This is a genomic window from Streptomyces canus, from assembly GCF_001514145.1.
Taxonomy (GTDB): Bacteria; Actinomycetota; Actinomycetes; order Streptomycetales; family Streptomycetaceae; genus Streptomyces; species Streptomyces canus.
This window is the reverse complement of the sequence record NZ_KQ948659.1, coordinates 429,179-447,632: the sequence shown is the minus strand read 5'-3', so window position 1 is coordinate 447,632 and position 18,454 is coordinate 429,179. Positions and strand designations below refer to the sequence as shown.

The window sequence follows — 18,454 nt, the reverse complement described above, 5'->3', positions numbered from 1 at the left end:
CGACCATATAGCACGCGCTTTCGATTTACGGCACTGCTTCACCACCTTCACCCAAAGGTGTGGCGGGGCTAGGGTCAGCAGCATGATTGATCACGCTCATGACCTGGTGTCTGTACGTGGCGCGACCGAGCGGCTCCTGACCGCAGCCGCCACGTTGGACAACGCGTCCGTGACCGAGTCGTCACGGCTGCCGGGCTGGAGCCGCGGCCATGTCCTCGCCCATCTGTCCCGCAATGCCGACGCCCTCGTGAACGTTCTGCGGGGACAGCCCATGTACGCCTCCGCAAAAGCGCGCGACGCCGACATCGAGCGCGACGCCCCGCGCCCCCTCGACGTCCAGCTCGCCGACCTCCGCGACAGCGCCGAGCGCTTCCAGGACGTGGGGGCCGCACCGGCCGACTGGTCGCGCACGGTCGAGCTCCGCAACGGGGTCACCGACTCGGCGTCCCGGGTGCCGTTCCGGCGGTGGGTCGAGGTGGAGCTGCACCACGTGGACCTCGGGATCGGGTACGAGCTGGAGGATCTTCCGGAGGACTTCGTCCAGCGCGAGATCACCTTCCTCGCGGAGCGCTTCCGGGGTCACCCCGGCGTTCCTTCCCTGCTGCTCGTGGAGGACGACGGCCGCCGGATCCCGACGGGCGGCCCCGGCGACATGGCGCTCGTCGTCACGGGGGGCCGGGCCGACCTGCTCGGCTGGCTGGCCGGCCGCCGCGACGGCTCGGCACTGACGGTCCACGACGGCACCCTCCCCTCACTGCCCCCGCTATAGGCTGACCGCCATGACGTACAGCGGACAGGTGACGGTCGGCGGGCCCGCCGACGTGCACGAGCTCAAGGACCTGATGATCACCAAGATCGCGGTCGGCCCGATGGACAACAACGCCTATCTGCTGCGCTGCCGGGCCACCGACGAGCAACTGCTGATCGACGCGGCCAACGACGCGCACACCCTGCTGGGAATGATCGGCGACGACGGCATCGCATCCGTCGTGACCACGCATCAGCACGGCGACCACTGGCAGGCGCTCGCCGCGGTCGTCACGGCCACGCGCGCGCGTACGTATGCCGGCCGGGACGACGCCGAAGGCATCCCCGTGCCCACCGACGTCCTGGTCGATGACGGCGACGTCATCCGCGTGGGGCGGGTGGAGCTGACCGCGCGCCACCTGGTCGGGCACACCCCGGGCTCGATCGCCCTCGTCTACGACGACCCCCACGGGCATCCCCATGTGTTCACCGGGGACTGCCTGTTCCCGGGAGGGGTGGGCAACACCCGCAAGGATCCCGAGGCGTTCGCCAGCCTGATCCACGACGTCGAGACGAAGATCTTCGACGCGCTGCCGGACGAGACCTGGGTGTACCCGGGACACGGGAACGACACGTCGCTGGGCGCGGAGCGGCCGCACCTGCCGGAGTGGCGCGCGCGAGGGTGGTGAACCCCAGGGGTATGCGCCCCGCGCATACCCCTCGCACGCGCCCCGTGTGAACTCTTCACACACGCCGGTGTCACGCACGCGCTCCCGGCGCACATGGTTGCGCAGTCAACTGGGAGCAGCCCCGCACAGGATGACGGCTCCTGCGCGGTACGGGCCGCCGGTCTTTCTATCCCCGCCCTCGACCGGCGGCCCCGGCGTCCTGTCCGAAAAGCGTTCACAAGAATGCAACACACGTTCCCAATATGCGGACAATTGCCGTCGTGACCTCGACAAACGGGACTTTGGACTGCCACTCTCCCGCCATGCACCTTGCCCCCCGCGCACTGCGCCGCGCCGCCGTCGCGGCATCCATAGCCCTGCTCGCCACCGCCGTCGGCTGTGCTCCGCAGTCGGAGGACGACGCGAGCGCCAAGGCCTCGGGGTCGACCGGAACCACCTGCGCCAAGGGCAAGTTGGCCACCAAGAGCTCCGGAAAACTGACCGTCGCGACCGACGAGCCCGCGTACGAGCCGTGGTTCAAGGACGACAAGCCCGCGAGCGGCAAGGGCTTCGAGTCGGCCGTCGCCTATGCCGTGGCGAAGCAGCTCGGCTATGACAAGAGCGCCGTCGTCTGGCAGAGCGTCCCCTTCAACAAGGCGTTCGCGCCGGGTGAGAAGACCTTCGACTTCGACATCAACCAGGTGTCGATCAGCGCCGAGCGCAAGAAGGCCGTGGACTTCTCGTCCGGCTACTACGACGTGCGTCAGGCCGTCATCGCGCTCAAGGGCACCAAGGCCGCCAAGGCGAAGAGCATCGCGGACCTGAAGGGCCTCAAGCTGGGCGCCCAGGTCGGCACGACCAGCCTCAATTACATCGAGGACGTGGTGAAGCCGACGCGGGAGGCCGCCGCGTACGCCAAGAACGACCAGGCCAAGTCCGCGCTCCAGAACGGCCAGGTGGACGCCATCGTCGTCGACCTGCCGACCGCCTTCTACATCACGGCGGCCGAGGTCACGGACGGCACGATCGTCGGGCAGTTCGAGAACCAGGGCGGCACGCCGGAGCAGTTCGGCCTCGTCCTCGACAAGGGCAGCGCGCTCACCTCCTGCGTGACGGCCGCCGTGGACGCCCTGCGCAAGGACGGCACGCTGGCCAAGCTGGAGCAGGAGTGGCTGTCGGACGCCGTCGACGCCCCGGTGCTCAAGTGACGCTCACGAAGGACGAGTCCGGCGCCGGGACACCCGACGCGGACGACTCGTACACACCGTCGCAGCGGCGGATCGAGCGGGAGCGTGTCAAGCGTGCCCGCGCCCGCCGCGCGACGGCGATCGCCGCGGTCTCGACGCTGGTCACCGCCGTCGTGCTCTATCTGGTCGTCGTCAGCGCGCCCGGCTGGCCGCGCACCAAGGAGACGTTCTTCAACGGGCAGTACGCGGGCGAGGCGTTCCCGAAGGTCCTCGAAGGGCTGTGGCTGAACGTCCGGCTGCTGCTGATCTGCGGTGTCGCCGTGCTGGTGCTCGGCATGCTGATCGCCATCGCCCGCACGCTGCGCGGCCCGGTGTTCTTCCCGCTGCGCTTCCTGGCCGCCGCCTACACGGACTTCTTCCGCGGGCTTCCGCTCATCATCAACCTCATGATCGTCGTCCTGGGCGTCCCGGCGCTGCGGCTCCAGGGCGTGACGGTCGACCCTGTGCTGCTGGGCGGTACGGCCCTCACGCTGACGTACTCGGCGTACGTGGCCGAGGTGTTCCGCGCCGGCATCGAGTCCGTGCACCCCTCGCAGCGCGCCGCCGCCCGCTCGCTGGGTCTCTCCAACCGGCAGGCGCTGCGTCATGTGGTGCTCCCGCAGGCCGTGCGCCGCCAGGTGCCGCCCCTGCTGAACGACCTGGTGTCCCTCCAGAAGGACACCGGTCTCGTGTCGATCGGCGGCGCGATCGACGCCGTACGGGCCGCGGACATCATCGTCGGCCGCAGCCTCAACTACACGCCGTACATCGTCGCGGGCCTGGTGTTCGTGGCGCTGACCATCCCGATGACCCGCTTCACGGACTGGGTGACGGCACGGATGGACCGTCAGCGGGCCCAGGGAGGGACCACATGAGCGACGCACCGGTGCTGCGGATGGAGTCCGTCCGCAAGACCTTCGGCGGCTCGGTCGTGCTGCGGGACGTCGACCTGGAGGTCGCCCCGCACACGGTGACCGCCCTTATCGGTGCCTCCGGCTCCGGCAAGTCGACCCTGCTGCGCTGCGCCAACCTCCTGGAGGAGATCGACGACGGCGCCATCTGGCTGGACGGCGAGGAGATCACCGATCCGCGCGTCGACCAGGACGCGGTACGGCGCCGTATCGGCGTGGTCTTCCAGGCGTACAACCTCTTTCCGCACATGACGGTGCTGGAGAACATCACGCTGGCCCCGCGCCGGGTGCACGGAGTGGCCCGCGCGGAGGCCGAGGAACACGCCCGCGAACTCCTGGAGCGACTCGGGCTGGGTGACAAGGCCGGCGAGTACCCCGACCGGCTCAGCGGCGGCCAGCAGCAGCGGGTGGCGATCGTACGGGCCCTCGCCGTACGCCCCCGCCTGCTGCTGCTCGACGAGATCACCGCGGCCCTCGACCCGGAGCTGGTGGGCGAGGTCCTGAACGTCGTGCGCGACCTGAAGGGCGACGGCATGACCATGATGCTGGCCACGCACGAGATGGGCTTCGCGCGCGAGGTCGCCGACCAGGTGTGTTTTCTGGACGCGGGTGTGGTGCTCGAGCGCGGGACCGCCGGGCAGATCTTCGGCGACCCGCAGCAGGAGCGCACGCAGCGCTTTCTGAAGCGGATCGTGGAGGCGGGGCGGCTGTAGCGGTGGCGAGGCGGCGGTAAGGACCGTGCGCCCAGGACATCGGTCCTTACACGTCCGCCTGGGCCGGCCCCGCCAGCGCCGCGACGCGCTCCACGCCGAAGACGTACCCCTGCACCCCGCAGCCGGCGATGACTCCGTCCGCGCGCAACGAGACGTAGGAGTGGTGCCGGAAGGACTCGCGCCGGTGGATGTTGGAGATGTGCACCTCCAGCACCGGCAGCCCGTCACAGGTGTTGAGTGCGTCCAGGATCGCGACCGACGTGTGCGAGTAGGCACCGGGGTTGATGACGATCCCGCAGTGCTGGAGCCTCGCCTCGTGGATCCAGTCGACCAGCTCGCCCTCGTGGTTCGACTGCCGGAAGTCCACCGTGCCGCCGTGCGCGGCGGCCGCCTTGGCGCACAGGGCCTCGACGTCGGCCAGGGTGTCCTTGCCGTAGATCTCCGGCTGACGCTGACCCAGCAGGTTCAGGTTGGGGCCGTTGAGAATCATGATCGGGGCGTTGGCCAGGGTGCGGGGCACGGTTCCTCCGGTCGGTGAAGGCGGGCTGCTCGGACCCGGTTTATCACGGTGCGCCACGCGCGGTGCGGCCCGTACCCTCCGGGCATGACGACGATCTCGTACCCGCCCAAGCCCGTACCCGGCGACCGCATAGCCGTCGTCTCCCCCGGCGCCGGTCTGCCGGGACTCTTCCCTCGGCCCTACGAGTTGGGGCTCGAGCGGCTGCGCAAGGAGTACGGGCTGGAGCCGGTCGAGTATCCGTCGACCCGCAGGATGGGCTCGACGCCCCAGGAGCGCGCCGACGACATCCACGCCGCGTTCGCCGACCCGGCCGTCAAGGCGGTCATGGCGTCCATCGGCGGCGACGACCAGATCACCGTGCTGCCGTTCCTGGACCGGGAGTTGGTCCGGGCGAACCCGAAGCCGTTCTTCGGGATGAGCGACAACACCAACCTGCTCGCGTTCCTGTACAGCACCGGCATCGTCGGCTACCACGGCGCGACCGTGATGACCGCGCTCGGACGGCCGGTCGCCATGAGCACGCTGACCGCCGACTCCCTGCGGGCGGCCCTGTTCACCTCGGGCGCGTACGAACTGACTCCGGCCGCCCGCTGGCGGGACGTCGACCGTGACTGGGCGGACCCCACCACCTTCGACGCCGAACCGGAGACCCGTCCCGGCAACGGCTGGAGCTGGGTGAACGCCGACCGGACGGTGGAGGGCCGGGCCTGGGGCGGCTGTCTGGAGATCGTGGGCTGGCTGCTGATGGCCGACCGCGAGATCGCGCGTGACCTGAGTCAGTACGACGGCGGAGTGCTGCTCCTGGAGACCTCGGAGGAGATGCCGAGCGACGTCGAGGTCTTCCGCACCCTGCGCAACATGGGCGAGCGCGGACTCCTCCAGCGCTTCTCCGCGCTGCTGTGGGGCCGCCCCAAGTCGTGGACCTTCGAACGGCCCAACAGCCCCGCGGAGGCGGATCGTTACGCCGCCGACCAGCGCGAGGCCGTACTGCGGGCCATGCGCATCTATGCCCCGCACACCACCATCGTCTTCGATGTGGACTACGGACACACCGATCCACAACTCGTCATCCCCTACGGCGGTCTCGTCCGTGTCGACGGTCCCGCCCGGCGCATCACCGTCACGTACTGATCACTCCCGAGCGCGCTCACGCGCCCCCGTAACCGCCGATCACCGTGGGTAGTTGACGCGGCATGCACGACGTACGCACCGTAAGGGCGCCCTCCATGCCGCGGCTCGCGGCCGCCTCCCTCGCCGGGACGGCCATCGAGTTCTACGACTTCTTCGTCTACGGGACAGCCGCGGCACTGGTCCTGGGGCCGCTGTTCTTCCCGACGTTCTCCCCGGTGGCGGGGACGCTGGCCGCCTTCGGGACCTTCGGCGTGGGGTTCGTCGCACGGCCGCTCGGTTCGGTGCTGTTCGGGCACATCGGGGACCGGCGCGGACGGCGTCCGGTCCTCGTGGCCTCACTGCTGCTGACCGGCGCCGCCACGGTCGCGGTCGGCTGTGTGCCGACGTACGACACGCTCGGGGTGGCCGCGCCGGTGCTGCTTCTGGTGCTGCGCTTTCTGCAGGGGCTGGGGCTCGGCGGGGAGTGGGGCGGGGCCGTGCTGCTGACCGCGGAGCACGCGCCCGCCGAGCGGCGCGGGCTGTGGACGAGCTTCCCGCAGGTGGGGCCCGCGCTGGGATTCCTGCTCGCCAACGGGGTGGTGCTGGCGCTGTCGACCGCGCTGTCCGAGGCGCAGTTCGCCGCGTGGGGCTGGCGGGTGCCGTTCTGGGCGGCCGGTGTGCTGGCGGCGGTGGGGCTGCGGCTGCGCTCCTCTCTTCCGGAGAGCCCTGGTTTCCTGGAGATCGAGGAGCACGCGCGCGTGCCGCTCGCCGAGGTGGTGCGCGACCATGGGCGGCTCGTGCTGCTGACGGCCGGGGCGCTCGCGATCGGGTACGCGATCTTCTACACCGTGACCACGTGGTCCCTCGCCTATGGGACGGAGCGGCTCGGGGTGAGCCGTACCGTCATGCTGACCTGCATCATGGCCGCGGTGCTCGTGAAGGGCTCGCTCACGCCGGTGGTGGCGCTGCTCGGCGACCGGTACGGGCGGCGGCCGTTGTGTCTGACCGGGTGCGCGGCGGCGGCGCTGTGGATGTTCCCGATGGTGGCGTTGCTCGCGACCGGGGAGCCGTTGCTGATGTTCCTCGGTTTCCTGGGCGCGATGATCGCGTTCATCACGATGTTCGCGGTGATCGCCGCCTATCTGCCGGAGCTGTACGAGCCGCGGGTGCGCTGCACGGGTGCCGCGGTCGGCTACAACCTCGGCGGGGTCGTCGGAGGCGCGCTCACGCCGATCGTGGCGACGGCGCTGGTGGAGCACGGCGGGCGGGTGCCCTGGGGGGTGGGCGCGTATCTGACCGGGATCGCGCTGCTCAGCCTGGGGTGTTTCGCGTTGCTGCCGGAGACGCGACCGATGCCCGTGGCGGCGGCTCAACCCGCTATGGATTGACCGCCAGTTCCAGGTAGGCCGCGAACAGCACCAGGTGGACACCGCCCTGGAGCGGTGTGGCCCGGCCGGGAACCACCGTCAGCGAGCTCACCACCACGGTCAGGGCCAGCAGCACCATGTGGGTGGGGCCGAGACCGAGGACGAGCGGGCCGGAGAGCCAGACGGAGGCCAGAGCGACCGCGGGGATGGTCAGGCCGATGCTGGCCATGGCCGAGCCGAGGGCGAGGTTGAGGCTGGTCTGCACCCGGTCGCGGCGTGCGGAGCGCAATGCGGCGATGGTCTCGGGGAGCAGCACCAGCAGGGCGATGATCACGCCGACGACGGCCTGTGGAAGTCCCGCCTTGGCGACCCCGGACTCGATGGTGGGCGACACTCCCTTGGCCAGGCCGACCACCCCGATCAGGGCCAGGCCCAGCAGGCCGAGGCTGGTCAGCGCGGTACGGGCGGTGGGCGCGTCGGCGTGGTCCTCGGTGGTGATCACCTCGCCCTGACGGGTGATCGGGAGGAAGTAGTCGCGGTGCCGCACGGTCTGGGTCGCCACGAACAGGCCGTACAGGATCAGCGAGGACAGCGCGGCGAAGGTCAGCTGGGTGGCGGAGAACTCCGGGCCCGGCTTGCTCGTCGTGAACGTCGGCAGCACCAGGCTCAGCGTGGCCAGCGTGGCGACCGTGGCGAGGGCGGCGCCGGTGCCCTCGGGGTTGAAGACCGCGGTGCCGTGGCGCAGTGCGGCCACGAGGAGGCTGATGCCGACGATGCCGTTGCAGGTGATCATCACGGCCGCGAAGACCGTGTCCCTGGCCAGGGTCGAGCTCTTGTCGCCGCCGTCCACCATCAGGGTGACGATCAAGGCGACCTCGATGATCGTGACGGCGACGGCGAGGACGAGGGAGCCGAACGGTTCGCCGACCCGGTGGGCGATCACCTCGGCGTGGTGCACGGCGGCCAGCACGGCCCCCGCGAGAAGCAGGGTCACGAGCACGACGACCGCGCCGGGCAGATCGCGCCCCCAGGTGAACACCAGCAGGACGACCGCGAGCACCGGCACGGCGGACGTCCAGCTCGTGGTGAGCGTCGGGAGCCGAGCGATCATGCAGCGATCGTCGCAGAGGCCGACCGGCTCCGCACCGTGCCCGGGCTACTTGATGTCGCCGGACTCCAGGACGTCGCAATTGGTGTAGACGCGCTCTCCGATGCTCAGGGCGCCCAGCTGCTCCGCGAGTTTGCTCGTCTCGGGGTCGTCACTGTTGCGCATGGCCTCGTCGTACGAGTCGAACTCGATCAGCGCCAGATAGTGGTTGGGCTTGTCCCGGTCCTTCAGGAGCATGCGGTGGGTCGGGCCGCCCGTCCTGCCCGCGTTGCGCTGCCCCGCCTCCTGCAGCAGCTGCTGCATCTCTTCCATGCGCTGGGTCTCGAAGCCGATGATCTGCACGAACTTCATGGGTGTCTCCAGCCGGCCACGGCGCCCCCGGGCCGGGGAACGCGCTGGAACCAAACAAGCACCGGGAGCGATACCCGGCAATTCGCCGTGCTCCGCTCCCGGTGCTGATTCTTCTACGTCTGCGGTGGTCAGGCCTCGATGCTGTCCTTCGGAGCGCCTTCGCCCTCCGCCTGCGCCGCCTCGGCCGCCGCCTGCTTCCTGGTGGCCATCAGACTGGTGATCGTGGTGACGATCAGGACCGCGCAGATCACGCCGAGCGAGACCGGAATGCTGATCTCGGGGACGTGGACCCCGGACTCGTGCAGGGCGTGCAGCACCAGCTTGACGCCGATGAAGCCCAGGATGATCGACAGGCCGTAGCTCAGGTGGACCAGCTTCTTCAGCAGACCGCCGATGAGGAAGTACAGCTGCCGCAGACCCATCAGGGCGAACGCGTTGGCCGTGAAGACGATGTACGGGTCCTGGGTCAGGCCGAAGATCGCGGGGATCGAGTCGAGCGCGAAGAGCACGTCGGTGGAGCCGATCGCGAGCATCACGACGAGCATCGGGGTCATGACCCGCTTGCCGTTCTCCACGATCCACAGCTTGGTGCCGTGGTAGCGGTCGGCCACGCCGAACCTGCGCTCGGCGGCCTTGAGCAGCTTGTTCTCCTCGAACTCCTCTTCCTCCTCGTCCGCCCGGGCCTCCTGGATGAGCTTCCAGGCGGTCCAGATGAGGAAGGCGCCGAAGATGTAGAACACCCAGGCGAAGCTGGCGATGATCGCGGCACCGGCCGCGATGAAGATCGCGCGCAGTACCAGGGCTATGAGGACACCGACGAGAAGCACCCGCTGCTGGTACTGCGAGGGCACCGCGAACTTCGCCATGATCAGGACGAAGACGAAGAGGTTGTCCACGCTCAGGGACTTCTCGGTGATGAAGCCCGCGAAGAACTCTCCGCCGGCCTGGCCGCCGCCGAAGACGAGCAGACCGAGCCCGAAGAGGCCGGCCAGGGCGATCCAGACAACCGTCCAGATGCCCGCTTCCTTGATGGACACGTCGTGCGGCTTGCGGCCGATGAAGAAGTCGACCGCGATGAGGGCGGCGAGGCCCACGATCGTCAGGACCCACAGGGTCACGGAAACATCCACAGTTCCTCCGGCAATACGTAACGGCAAGTAACCAGCGTCGTCGCGCTGCCGGAGGTCTCTTCCACCCACGGTGGGCCGACGCCCCGGGATCAGGCCTGATCCGTATTGACGGGTACGCCGCAGTCGACAGGGAGTACTCCCCTCCGTGCCACCAACCGTACCCCAATCACCAAGTAAAGGTAAAGCGATTGGCAAAAGAAAGGTCAAAATACCTGGTGGGGACGGCTTTACGTGTACTTGGTACGAGCCTCTGCCACCTGGTTCAGGACCTGTTGGACCACCTGGCTGCCGGGTGGGACGAGCGCGGGCTCGTAGGTCCAGGCATGCCCGACCCACGGGTCGGCGAGGTGGTCGTCGGGCACCGGGGTCAGGCGCATGAGCGAGCGCCACAGGGGGTCGAGGAGGGGGCCGTAGGCGGACGCCTCCTCACGGTCCGCGACCATCATCAGGTGGACACCGACGGACGGCCCCTCGTCCGCGAGGTAGCGCAGCTGGGTCACGGCCCGGTCGTCGAAGCCGTGCGGGAAGTCGTTGACGATCAGGAGTTGCTCGGAGGTGTCGAGGCCGGGCGGGAGGGAGTCGGCCGCGCCGCCGCGCACCGCCATCTGCACGAGGTCGACGCGCTCGGTGAGGCGGGCCAGGACGTCCCCCACGCCCGCGGCACCGACAGCCGGCGGGGCCGCGAGCACGCCGGTCCACACCAGCGGGGCGAGCGCCTGAGCCCCCGATCCGGCCGGGTCGATGACGTGCAGGGTGTAGTCCCCGGCGGGGTGGACGGCGAGGAGCCGGGCCGCGAGCGCCACGGCCGTGTCCATGGCGAGGCCGTGCAGTTCGTGGGAGTCGAGGAACGAGCCGTCGAGGGATCCGGCGGCTCCGCTGTCGATCCACAGGCCGCGCTCCAGCGGCAGCCGGATCAGCATCGGGATACGCAGCTCGGGGCACTCGGGCAGATGCAGATCACCCATGCGCACGGCCATGGGCGCCTCGAACGGCACCCGGTAGCCGTGCCAGACGGGGTTGTCCCAGCGGGCGTACGCCAGGGGCAGGGCGGGTTCGACCACCTCGGACTCGGCCGTGAGCTGGCCGAGATCCCGGTCGTAGGCCGCGCGGGCCTGTTCGACCAGCTGGGCGTACTTGGCACGGGCCGCCTCACGTGCGGCGTCACCCTGCCCGCCGATCCGGTTGCGCGGGTCGGCGAGGGCCGCGTCGAGCTCCTTCTCCATGCGCGAGTCGGCGAAGTCGACGGCGCTGCGGTACGCGGCCGTGGAGCGCGCCAGGTCCTCGAACATGCCCCACACCTGGTTGTAGAGCCGCTCGTCCATGGACCAGCCGGTCGCGTCCCCGGCGACGGGCCGCGCGGGCTGTCCCGGCTGAACGGGGGGCGCGACGGGCGGAGGCGGGGGCGGGGCGGCGTTCTGCCGTCGGGGGTGGCTGTAGTCGATCGGGCCGCCGGCGGTGGGCGCGGCGGGCTGAGCGGCGGACCCGTCCGCGGGCACCTGGGTGTGTCCGGGCGGCGGCCCGCCGGCTGCCGGGGCGCCCTGCGCGCCGTAGGGAGAAGCGGGCTGCGATGTGCCGGAGGCCGGGCTGCCGTTCGGGGTCGTCGGCTGCGGTGGTGTGCCCGGAGGCTGTGTGCCGTACGGCGACAGCGGCTGCGGGGGTACGGCACCGGAGGCGCCCTGGGTCGCGGAAGCGCCCTGCTCCGGGCCCGGTGCCGGCGTGGCCGTCTGCCGGGCGCGGTCGCCGTCCGCCGTGCGGGCCGGGGGCGTCACTGCCCGGGCCAGGCCCTGGGCCACCGCCTCATGGATGGTGTTCGCGAGCTGGTGGGCCTGGGGAAGGCCCTGGTCGGTGAGGAGTTCGGTGAGACCGCCCGCGTAGCCCTGGCCGACGGCGCGCACCTTCCAGGCGCCCTGGCGGCGGTAGAGCTCCAGCGCGACGACCGCCGACTCGGCGTCCAGGCCGGTGATGGTGTAGCCGGCGAGCTCGGTGCCGTCGAGGCCCGTGACCGCGACGAAGGGGGCGTCGACGGCACCGAAGCGCACGGGGCCGCCCGCCGAGGGCAGGGCGAGCAGCACATGGACCCGGTGGACGGCCTCGGGCATGGCGCCGAGATCGACCGCGAGGCGGTGGTCGGCGGCCGCCTGCCGGGAGACCTCAAGACCCGGCAGGGTGGGCGCACCCGGGTGGACGACCCACTCGGCGCCGTGCACGGTTCCGTGCTCGTCCCCGAGTGTGGCTCCGGCCACGACCGGCGTACCGGCCGCGATCCGGATCTCGAGACGGGCCTGGGAGAGCGGGTGGTTCTGCCCCCGCACCAGCTCGGCCGTCATCGCCTTCTCCCCCTGTGTCGTGGTGTCGGTCGGATGCCGCTCGGCGGGCCGGTTACAGGTGCGGCAGGATCGCCGGCATCAGGTCCTGGAAGGTGCGGCCGTTGGCCGGGGTGCCGAGGGCCGTCATGGTCCAGCCCGGGCCCGTCCGGTGCACCTTCGCCATGATCTGGGCGGTGTAGGCGCCGCCGCCGGCGAGCGTGTAGCGGGCCAGCTCGTCGCCGTTGGCCTCGTCGACCAGTCGGCAGAAGGCGTTCTGCACTTCCTGGAAGGTCTGACCCGTGAAGGAGTTCACGGTGAAGACGATCTGGTCGATGTGAACGGGGACGCGGGCCAGGTCGACGAGGATCGCCTCGTCGTCCCCGCCCTGGCCGACGCCGCCGACGAGGTTGTCACCGGTGTGCTTGACCGAGCCGTCGTCGCTCACCAGGTGGCGGAAGAAGACGACGTCGACGGGCTGCTTGTCCGCGAACAGGACGGCGGAGGCGTCGAGGTCGACCTCCCGCGTGCGCGTGCCGAACAGGCCGCGCCGGGGAGCCGCCTGCCAGCCGAGGCCCATGCGCACCGCGGTCAGGCTGCCTCCGTCGTTCTTCTGCAGACTGATGGCCTGACCCTTGGTCATGTTGACGGTCACGCGCCGAACCCCTCTCGCTGCTGTCCCCTGTTACCGCGGTGCCCGCGGTTGTCCAGAACCCTACGCAGGGGCACCGACGGTGACGCACCCCGGAACGCACTTTGTGTCGGTCTTGCAACACAGCGCGATGGGGGTCAGGCCAGGCCGGCCTCCTTCATCTGCCGGAGCTCCTTCTTCATCTCGGAGACCTCGTCGCGCAGCCGGGCCGCGATCTCGAACTGGAGGTCGGCGGCGGCGGCACGCATGCGTGCCGTCATCTCCTCGATCTGCTCGGCGAGTTCGGCCGCGGGGCGGTCGGTCGGGACGGTCTCCTTGGCCTTGCCCTTGGCGGCCTTGGTACCGGCCGCCGCCTTGCCGAGGGAGGGCACGGGGGCCTTGGCTCCCTTGCCGTCCTTGCCCTGGCGGTAGCCGGAGCCGAGCAGCTGCTCGGTGTCGATGTCCTCGCGGGCGATCTGCGCGACGATGTCGTTGATCTTCTTGCGCAGCGGCTGGGGGTCGATGCCCCGCTCCGTGTTGTACGCGACCTGCTTCTCCCGGCGCCGGTTGGTCTCCTCGATGGCCTTCTCCATCGCCGGGGTGATCTTGTCGGCGTACATGTGGACCTGGCCGGAGACATTGCGCGCGGCGCGGCCGATGGTCTGGATCAGGGAGGTGCCGGAGCGCAGGAAGCCCTCCTTGTCGGCGTCGAGGATGGCCACCAGGGACACCTCGGGCAGGTCGAGGCCCTCGCGCAGGAGGTTGATGCCGACGAGGACGTCGAACTCGCCGGAGCGCAGCTCACGCAGCAGCTCCACGCGGCGCAGGGTGTCGACGTCGCTGTGCAGATAGCGGACCTGGATGCCGAGCTCCAGGAAGTAGTCGGTGAGGTCCTCGGCCATCTTCTTGGTGAGCGTGGTGACCAGGACGCGCTCGTCCTTCTCGGTGCGGGTGCGGATCTCGTGCACCAGGTCGTCGATCTGGCCCTCGGTGGGCTTGACGACGACTTCGGGGTCGATCAGGCCGGTGGGGCGGATGATCTGCTCGACGACGCCGTCCCCGCGCGAGAGCTCGTACTTGCCGGGCGTCGCCGACAGATAGACGGTCTGGCCGATGCGCTCGGTGAACTCCTCCCACTTGAGGGGGCGGTTGTCCAGGGCCGAGGGGAGGCGGAAGCCGTGGTCGACGAGGGTGCGCTTGCGGGAGGCGTCGCCCTCGTACATCGCGCCGATCTGGGGCACGGTCACGTGCGACTCGTCGATGACGAGGAGGAAGTCGTCCGGGAAGTAGTCGATCAGGGTGTGCGGCGGGGAACCGGGCGAGCGCCCGTCGAAGTGCATCGAGTAGTTCTCGACGCCCGAGCAGGAGCCGATCTGGCGGAGCATCTCCAGGTCGTACGTCGTGCGCATCCTCAGGCGCTGGGCCTCCAGGAGCTTGCCCTGCTTCTCGAGCTCGGCCAGGCGCTCCCCGAGCTCCTTCTCGATGTCGTTGACGGCCCGCTCCATGCGCTCGGGTCCCGCGACGTAGTGCGAGGCAGGGAAGACGTACAGATGGTCGTCGTCGCTGATGATCTCGCCGGTGAGCGGGTGGAGCGTGGACAGTGCCTCGATCTCGTCGCCGAACATCTCGATGCGGACGGCGAGTTCCTCGTAGACCGGGAAGATCTCGATGGTGTCGCCACGCACCCGGAAGGTGCCCCGGGTGAAGGCCAGGTCGTTGCGCGTGTACTGGATGTCCACGAAGCGGCGCAGCAGCTGGTCGCGGTCGATCTCGTCGCCGACCTTGAGCGCCACCATGCGGTCCACGTACTCCTGCGGGGTACCGAGGCCGTAGATGCAGGAGACCGAGGCGACCACGATGACGTCCCGGCGGGTGAGCAGCGAGTTGGTCGCGGAGTGGCGCAGGCGCTCCACCTCCTCGTTGATCGAGGAGTCCTTCTCGATGTAGGTGTCCGACTGCGGGACGTAGGCCTCGGGCTGGTAGTAGTCGTAGTACGAGACGAAGTACTCGACGGCGTTGTTCGGCAGCAGCTCGCGGAATTCGTTCGCCAGCTGGGCGGCCAGCGTCTTGTTCGGGGCCATCACGAGAGTGGGACGCTGGAGCTTCTCGATCATCCACGCCGTGGTGGCGGACTTTCCGGTGCCGGTCGCGCCGAGCAGGACGACGTCCTTCTCACCTGCTTCGATGCGCTTGGCCAGCTCGGCGATGGCCGCCGGCTGATCGCCGCTGGGCTGGTAGGAGCTGACGACCTCGAAGGGCGCCACCGTACGTTCGATGTGAGAAACGGGCCGCATGGAGTCCACCGTACGACTCCCCACTGACAACGCGGCCCGATCAGGGGTTTCGGGCGGAGGAGGGACCGGAGGGTCAGCGGTTCTGCGGGGTGCCGGAGTCGCTGTGGGTCAGGGTCCGGCGGGGGCGGAGCGAGGGGCGGCGGGAGGCCGGGTGGTGGACGAGTTCGCGCGCGGGGACGCCGGGTTTGTTCTCGGCGGGCGACCACACGGGTTTGCCCATGACCATCAGCGGGTCGAACATCACGACGACACCCGCGAGCAGCAGGAAGGCGAGCGGCCCGATCATCATGGGCGCGAGCAGGGAGGCGGGCGAGTCACCGCCGACGGGGGCGGAGGTGCGGTGCACATGGACGCTGAGGGCCGCCATGCCGGTGTAGTGCATGCCCGTGACGGCGAGGCCCATGACCAGGCTCGCGCCCACGCTCCACAGGAATCCCCTGACCTGCCCGGCGGCCCAGAGGGCGGCGGTGGCGGCGACGACTGCTATGACCACGGAGATGGCGACGGTGACGGTGTTGTACTCCAACTGACCGTTCAGGCGCATCCCCGCCATGCCCAGGTAGTGCATCGACGCGATGCCCAGGCCGGTGACGGCACCGCCGGTCATCAGGGGTGTTCCGGTCGCGCCCCGGTAGCCGACGATGAAGACCCCGATGCCCACCATGACGATGGCGACGGCCAGGCTCGCGAAGGTGATGGCCCTGTCGTAGTGGATGGGTGCCTGTTCGACCTTGAACCCCATCATCGCGACGAAGTGCATGGTCCAGATGCCGGAGCCGATCGCTGCCGAGCCGAGGGCCAGCCAGCCGGGTCGCCAGGACCGGCTGACCAGCATGGATCTGGTGGTGCAGCGCAGGCCGAGGGCGCCGCCGAGGCAGGCCATGAGGTAGGCCACCAGCGGTGTGACGAGTCCGTAGCTGAATCCGTCGACCGTGCCTTGCATGCGCGGCTACCTTCCGCCCTCTTACGTCCTGGAATTCCCTGAAACGTGCCCCTTCCCAGCACCGCCCGAGCGGTCGGGGTCGAGGCAGAGAGTATGACTCTCACCGGAATGGTCGAACGATTTTCCGGCAAAGAAACACGCCCTCGCCGCAGTTGTGCGGCACCGGTGAGCGGACTTGGAACACGACCATTCAGGATGTGGCCATTCTGTACCCCGCTGCCGTTGACGCGGTGCTGTCACAGTTGTGCTGTACGTGATTGCTCGACGCGAGGAGTACGTATGCACGCGCGCGCTGCGACCGCCATGACCACCGCGCTCCTGGGGACCGCCGCCCTCCTGCTTCCCGCAACCGACGTCCGAGCCGTCGAGGACGGCACTCCGCCCGCGATCATCGCTCACCGGGGTGCCTCCGGCTACGCCCCCGAGAACACCCTGGCCGCCGTCGACAAGGCCGCACGGCTCGGCGCCGTCTGGGTCGAGAACGACGTCCAGCGCACCAGGGACGGCAAACTCGTCGTCCTCCACGACGACAGTCTCCGGCGCACCACCGACGTGGAGCAGGTGTTCCCCGGTAGGGCGCCATGGAAGGTGAAGGACTTCACCGCCGCCGAAATCGCGCGTCTGGACGCGGGCAGCTGGTTCGGCTCCGTCTACGCGGGCGCGCGTGTGCCGACGCTCAAGCAGTACGTGCGCCGCGTCGATCTTCACCATCAGAAGCTGCTCCTCGAACTCAAGAACCCCGAGCTGTATCCGGGCATCGAGCAGGAGACGCTCAAGCTCCTCGGCAACGAGGGGTGGCTCGACCGGAAGCACCGGAGCCGGCTGGTCGTGCAGAGCTTCAGCGCGGCCAGTCTGCGGACCGTCCACGATCTCAAGCCCGCTGTGAAGACCGGCTTCCTCGGAAGGCCGCCGATGGCGGACCTGCACGCGTACGCGGTCTTCGCCGACCAGATCAACCCGTCGTACGCCGCCGTCTCCCGGGCGTACGTCGCCGCGGTCCAGGCTTTCACGGGTCCGCACGGCAGGCCGCTCGAGGTCTCCACCTGGACCGTCAACACCGCGGACGCCGCCCGGCTGGTCGCCGGGTACGGCGTCGACGGCATCATCACCAACAAGCCGGACGTGGTGCGGGACGCGCTGCGCGAGTAGTCGGCCCGTTCGCTCGGGCCGCCCGCCGGGCGTTGTCAGTGCCGGCTCGTACGGTGGGCGCATGAACAGCCAAGGGCAGGACGAGCAGCGGGTCGTGTGGACCGTCGTCGGCACGGACATCGGGCCGCTGCTGCTGGCCGCGACCGACGAGGGTCTGGTCAACGTGGTCTTCCACGCCACCGAGCCGGTCCGCGACAAAGCGCTGGAGCGGCTCGCGTCCCGGCTGGGCACCGAGCCCGTCGAGGCGCCCCGCTCCGCACTGCTGGCCGAGGCGATAGGCCAGGTCGAGGCGTACTTCGCGGGCGAGCGGCGCGACTTCGAGCTGTCCTTGGACTGGTCGCTGATCTCGGGCTTCAACCGGCAGGTGCTGCGCGAGCTGGCGTCCGGTGTGCGGTACGGCCAGGTCGTCGGGTACGGCGATCTGGCCGGACGGGTCGGGCAGCCGGGTGCCGCGCAGGCCGTGGGGGTGGCCATGGGATCCAATCCGCTGCCGGTCGTCGTGCCCTGCCATCGGGTCGTGGAGAGCGACGGCGGCATCGGCGGGTTCGGCGGCGGCCTGGAGACCAAGCGGAAGCTGCTCGCGCTGGAGGGCGTGCTGCCCGAGCCGCTGTTCTGACGCTCGACCGGCATCCCTTCGTGACGGACGGGCCGTGTGCACACCGCCAAGGCGGTCAACGCGACGGTCATCGGACTGGACGACGCACCACGCGGCGACGCCGAGTTCGACCAGGGCGCCGGCCGTAAGTACGTGCTCGACCCGCACGGAGCGCCGACCGGCGTACGGCCGGTCTGACATCGCGGCAGTCCGCGTCAGTCGTAGTGGCGTGCCTCGAAGACGTTGCCGTCCGGGTCGCGGAAGTAGAAGCTGCGCCGGGCCATTCCGCGGGCGCCGAAGGAGTCGTGCGAGATGTCCGAGAGGGGCACTGATCCTTCCTCGAGGCGGGCGCGGAGTGTCTCGAAATCGTCTGCGGGCAGGGCCAGGCAGACATGATTGACGGGGTGTCCCGCGCTCTCGGCAGCGCCAGGGACCATTTTCATGTGGTCCGCCATGGTGAGCGGCATGAGGTCGAAGATGGTCTCGTCGTTGAGCCGTACGGAGGGGAAGGACACCGCCCCCGCGGCGAAGTCGGTGAGCCGCACGGGTTCCATGCCCAGGGTCTTCTCGTAGAAGTCTGCCGATGCCACCGGGTCACGGACCCAGAGGACGACATGGTCGAGTCGTGTCGAGTTGTCCTTCATGCACACCAGGCTGGTGTCGCCCTCCACAGCCCGCAAGGGTTTGA

At 69.8% G+C, this 18,454-nt stretch carries 19 protein-coding genes; 10 read left to right on the top strand and 9 right to left on the bottom strand.

Annotation, left to right across the window (positions count from 1 at the left end; translation table 11 throughout):
- Nucleotides 1–82 precede the first annotated feature (82 nt).
- The 5 genes from AQJ46_RS15665 (at nt 83) to AQJ46_RS15645 (ending at nt 4,265) form a co-directional block, all read left to right on the top strand.
- The gene (locus AQJ46_RS15665) at nt 83–769 is read left to right on the top strand and encodes a maleylpyruvate isomerase family mycothiol-dependent enzyme (RefSeq protein ID WP_059206160.1); all 687 of its coding nucleotides are present in this window, start codon (nt 83–85) and stop codon (nt 767–769) included.
- Nucleotides 770–779: 10 nt separating this feature from the next.
- Complete coding sequence (locus AQJ46_RS15660) at nt 780–1,436, top strand: MBL fold metallo-hydrolase (protein ID WP_059206159.1); 657 nt, start codon at nt 780–782, stop codon at nt 1,434–1,436.
- A gap of 302 nt (nt 1,437–1,738) precedes the next feature.
- Nucleotides 1,739–2,623, top strand: coding sequence for an ABC transporter substrate-binding protein (locus tag AQJ46_RS15655; RefSeq protein WP_059206158.1), 885 nt, complete (start codon nt 1,739–1,741; stop codon nt 2,621–2,623).
- Entirely contained in the window at nt 2,620–3,516 is an 897-nt protein-coding gene (locus AQJ46_RS15650) for an amino acid ABC transporter permease (RefSeq protein ID WP_059206157.1), read from the top strand. The genes AQJ46_RS15655 and AQJ46_RS15650 overlap by 4 nt, the downstream gene beginning before the upstream one ends.
- Nucleotides 3,513–4,265, top strand: a complete 753-nt coding sequence (locus AQJ46_RS15645; RefSeq protein ID WP_277922253.1) for an amino acid ABC transporter ATP-binding protein — start codon at nt 3,513–3,515, stop codon at nt 4,263–4,265. The genes AQJ46_RS15650 and AQJ46_RS15645 overlap by 4 nt, the downstream gene beginning before the upstream one ends.
- Nucleotides 4,266–4,311: 46 nt before the next feature.
- On the opposite strand, the gene aroQ is transcribed toward AQJ46_RS15645, so the two are convergent.
- Nucleotides 4,312–4,785: a type II 3-dehydroquinate dehydratase gene (gene aroQ, locus AQJ46_RS15640; protein WP_059206156.1), complete on the bottom strand. Its 474-nt coding sequence runs from the start codon at nt 4,783–4,785 to the stop codon at nt 4,312–4,314.
- Between the two features lie 84 nt (nt 4,786–4,869).
- Between aroQ and AQJ46_RS15635 the strand changes: the two genes are divergently transcribed.
- Together AQJ46_RS15635 and AQJ46_RS15630 are read left to right on the top strand one after the other, a co-directional pair.
- Entirely contained in the window at nt 4,870–5,916 is a 1,047-nt protein-coding gene (locus AQJ46_RS15635) for a S66 family peptidase (RefSeq protein ID WP_059206155.1), read from the top strand.
- A gap of 62 nt (nt 5,917–5,978) precedes the next feature.
- Nucleotides 5,979–7,283, top strand: a complete 1,305-nt coding sequence (locus AQJ46_RS15630) for an MFS transporter (protein ID WP_225887336.1) — start codon at nt 5,979–5,981, stop codon at nt 7,281–7,283.
- Here AQJ46_RS15630 and AQJ46_RS15625 read toward each other — a convergent pair.
- From AQJ46_RS15625 to AQJ46_RS15595, 7 genes are all read right to left on the bottom strand, one after another.
- On the bottom strand, nt 7,273–8,373 hold the full coding sequence (locus AQJ46_RS15625) for a calcium:proton antiporter (RefSeq protein WP_059206153.1): 1,101 nt from the start codon (nt 8,371–8,373) through the stop codon (nt 7,273–7,275). The two genes, AQJ46_RS15630 and AQJ46_RS15625, sit on opposite strands and share 11 nt — an antisense overlap.
- Nucleotides 8,374–8,418: 45 nt before the next feature.
- Nucleotides 8,419–8,721, bottom strand: coding sequence for a hypothetical protein (locus tag AQJ46_RS15620; RefSeq protein ID WP_059206152.1), 303 nt, complete (start codon nt 8,719–8,721; stop codon nt 8,419–8,421).
- A 128-nt stretch (nt 8,722–8,849) separates the two neighbouring features.
- Complete coding sequence (locus tag AQJ46_RS15615; protein WP_208616938.1) at nt 8,850–9,851, bottom strand: TerC/Alx family metal homeostasis membrane protein; 1,002 nt, start codon at nt 9,849–9,851, stop codon at nt 8,850–8,852.
- 227 nt (nt 9,852–10,078) lie between these two features.
- Nucleotides 10,079–12,178: a TerD family protein gene (locus AQJ46_RS15610; protein ID WP_059206150.1), complete on the bottom strand. Its 2,100-nt coding sequence runs from the start codon at nt 12,176–12,178 to the stop codon at nt 10,079–10,081.
- Between the two features lie 52 nt (nt 12,179–12,230).
- Nucleotides 12,231–12,809 carry a TerD family protein gene (locus AQJ46_RS15605; protein ID WP_057618383.1) on the bottom strand — a complete coding sequence of 193 codons (579 nt, stop codon included), beginning with the start codon at nt 12,807–12,809 and terminating at the stop codon, nt 12,231–12,233.
- Nucleotides 12,810–12,943: 134 nt separating this feature from the next.
- The gene (uvrB, locus tag AQJ46_RS15600; RefSeq protein ID WP_059206355.1) at nt 12,944–15,079 is read right to left on the bottom strand and encodes an excinuclease ABC subunit UvrB; all 2,136 of its coding nucleotides are present in this window, start codon (nt 15,077–15,079) and stop codon (nt 12,944–12,946) included.
- 73 nt (nt 15,080–15,152) lie between these two features.
- Nucleotides 15,153–16,022, bottom strand: a complete 870-nt coding sequence (locus AQJ46_RS15595) for an MHYT domain-containing protein (protein ID WP_057618384.1) — start codon at nt 16,020–16,022, stop codon at nt 15,153–15,155.
- A gap of 279 nt (nt 16,023–16,301) precedes the next feature.
- On the opposite strand from AQJ46_RS15595, the gene AQJ46_RS15590 reads away from it, so the two are divergent.
- The 3 genes from AQJ46_RS15590 to AQJ46_RS54210 all read left to right on the top strand — a co-directional run bounded on the left by AQJ46_RS15590 (nt 16,302) and on the right by AQJ46_RS54210 (nt 17,964).
- Complete coding sequence (locus tag AQJ46_RS15590; RefSeq protein ID WP_059206149.1) at nt 16,302–17,171, top strand: glycerophosphodiester phosphodiesterase; 870 nt, start codon at nt 16,302–16,304, stop codon at nt 17,169–17,171.
- Nucleotides 17,172–17,232: 61 nt separating this feature from the next.
- Nucleotides 17,233–17,787, top strand: a complete 555-nt coding sequence (locus tag AQJ46_RS15585) for a methylated-DNA--[protein]-cysteine S-methyltransferase (RefSeq protein WP_059206148.1) — start codon at nt 17,233–17,235, stop codon at nt 17,785–17,787.
- A gap of 36 nt (nt 17,788–17,823) precedes the next feature.
- Complete coding sequence (locus tag AQJ46_RS54210; RefSeq protein WP_225887335.1) at nt 17,824–17,964, top strand: hypothetical protein; 141 nt, start codon at nt 17,824–17,826, stop codon at nt 17,962–17,964.
- 17 nt (nt 17,965–17,981) lie between these two features.
- On the opposite strand, the gene AQJ46_RS15580 is transcribed toward AQJ46_RS54210, so the two are convergent.
- Entirely contained in the window at nt 17,982–18,410 is a 429-nt protein-coding gene (locus tag AQJ46_RS15580) for a VOC family protein (RefSeq protein WP_059206147.1), read from the bottom strand.
- Nucleotides 18,411–18,454 lie beyond the last annotated feature (44 nt).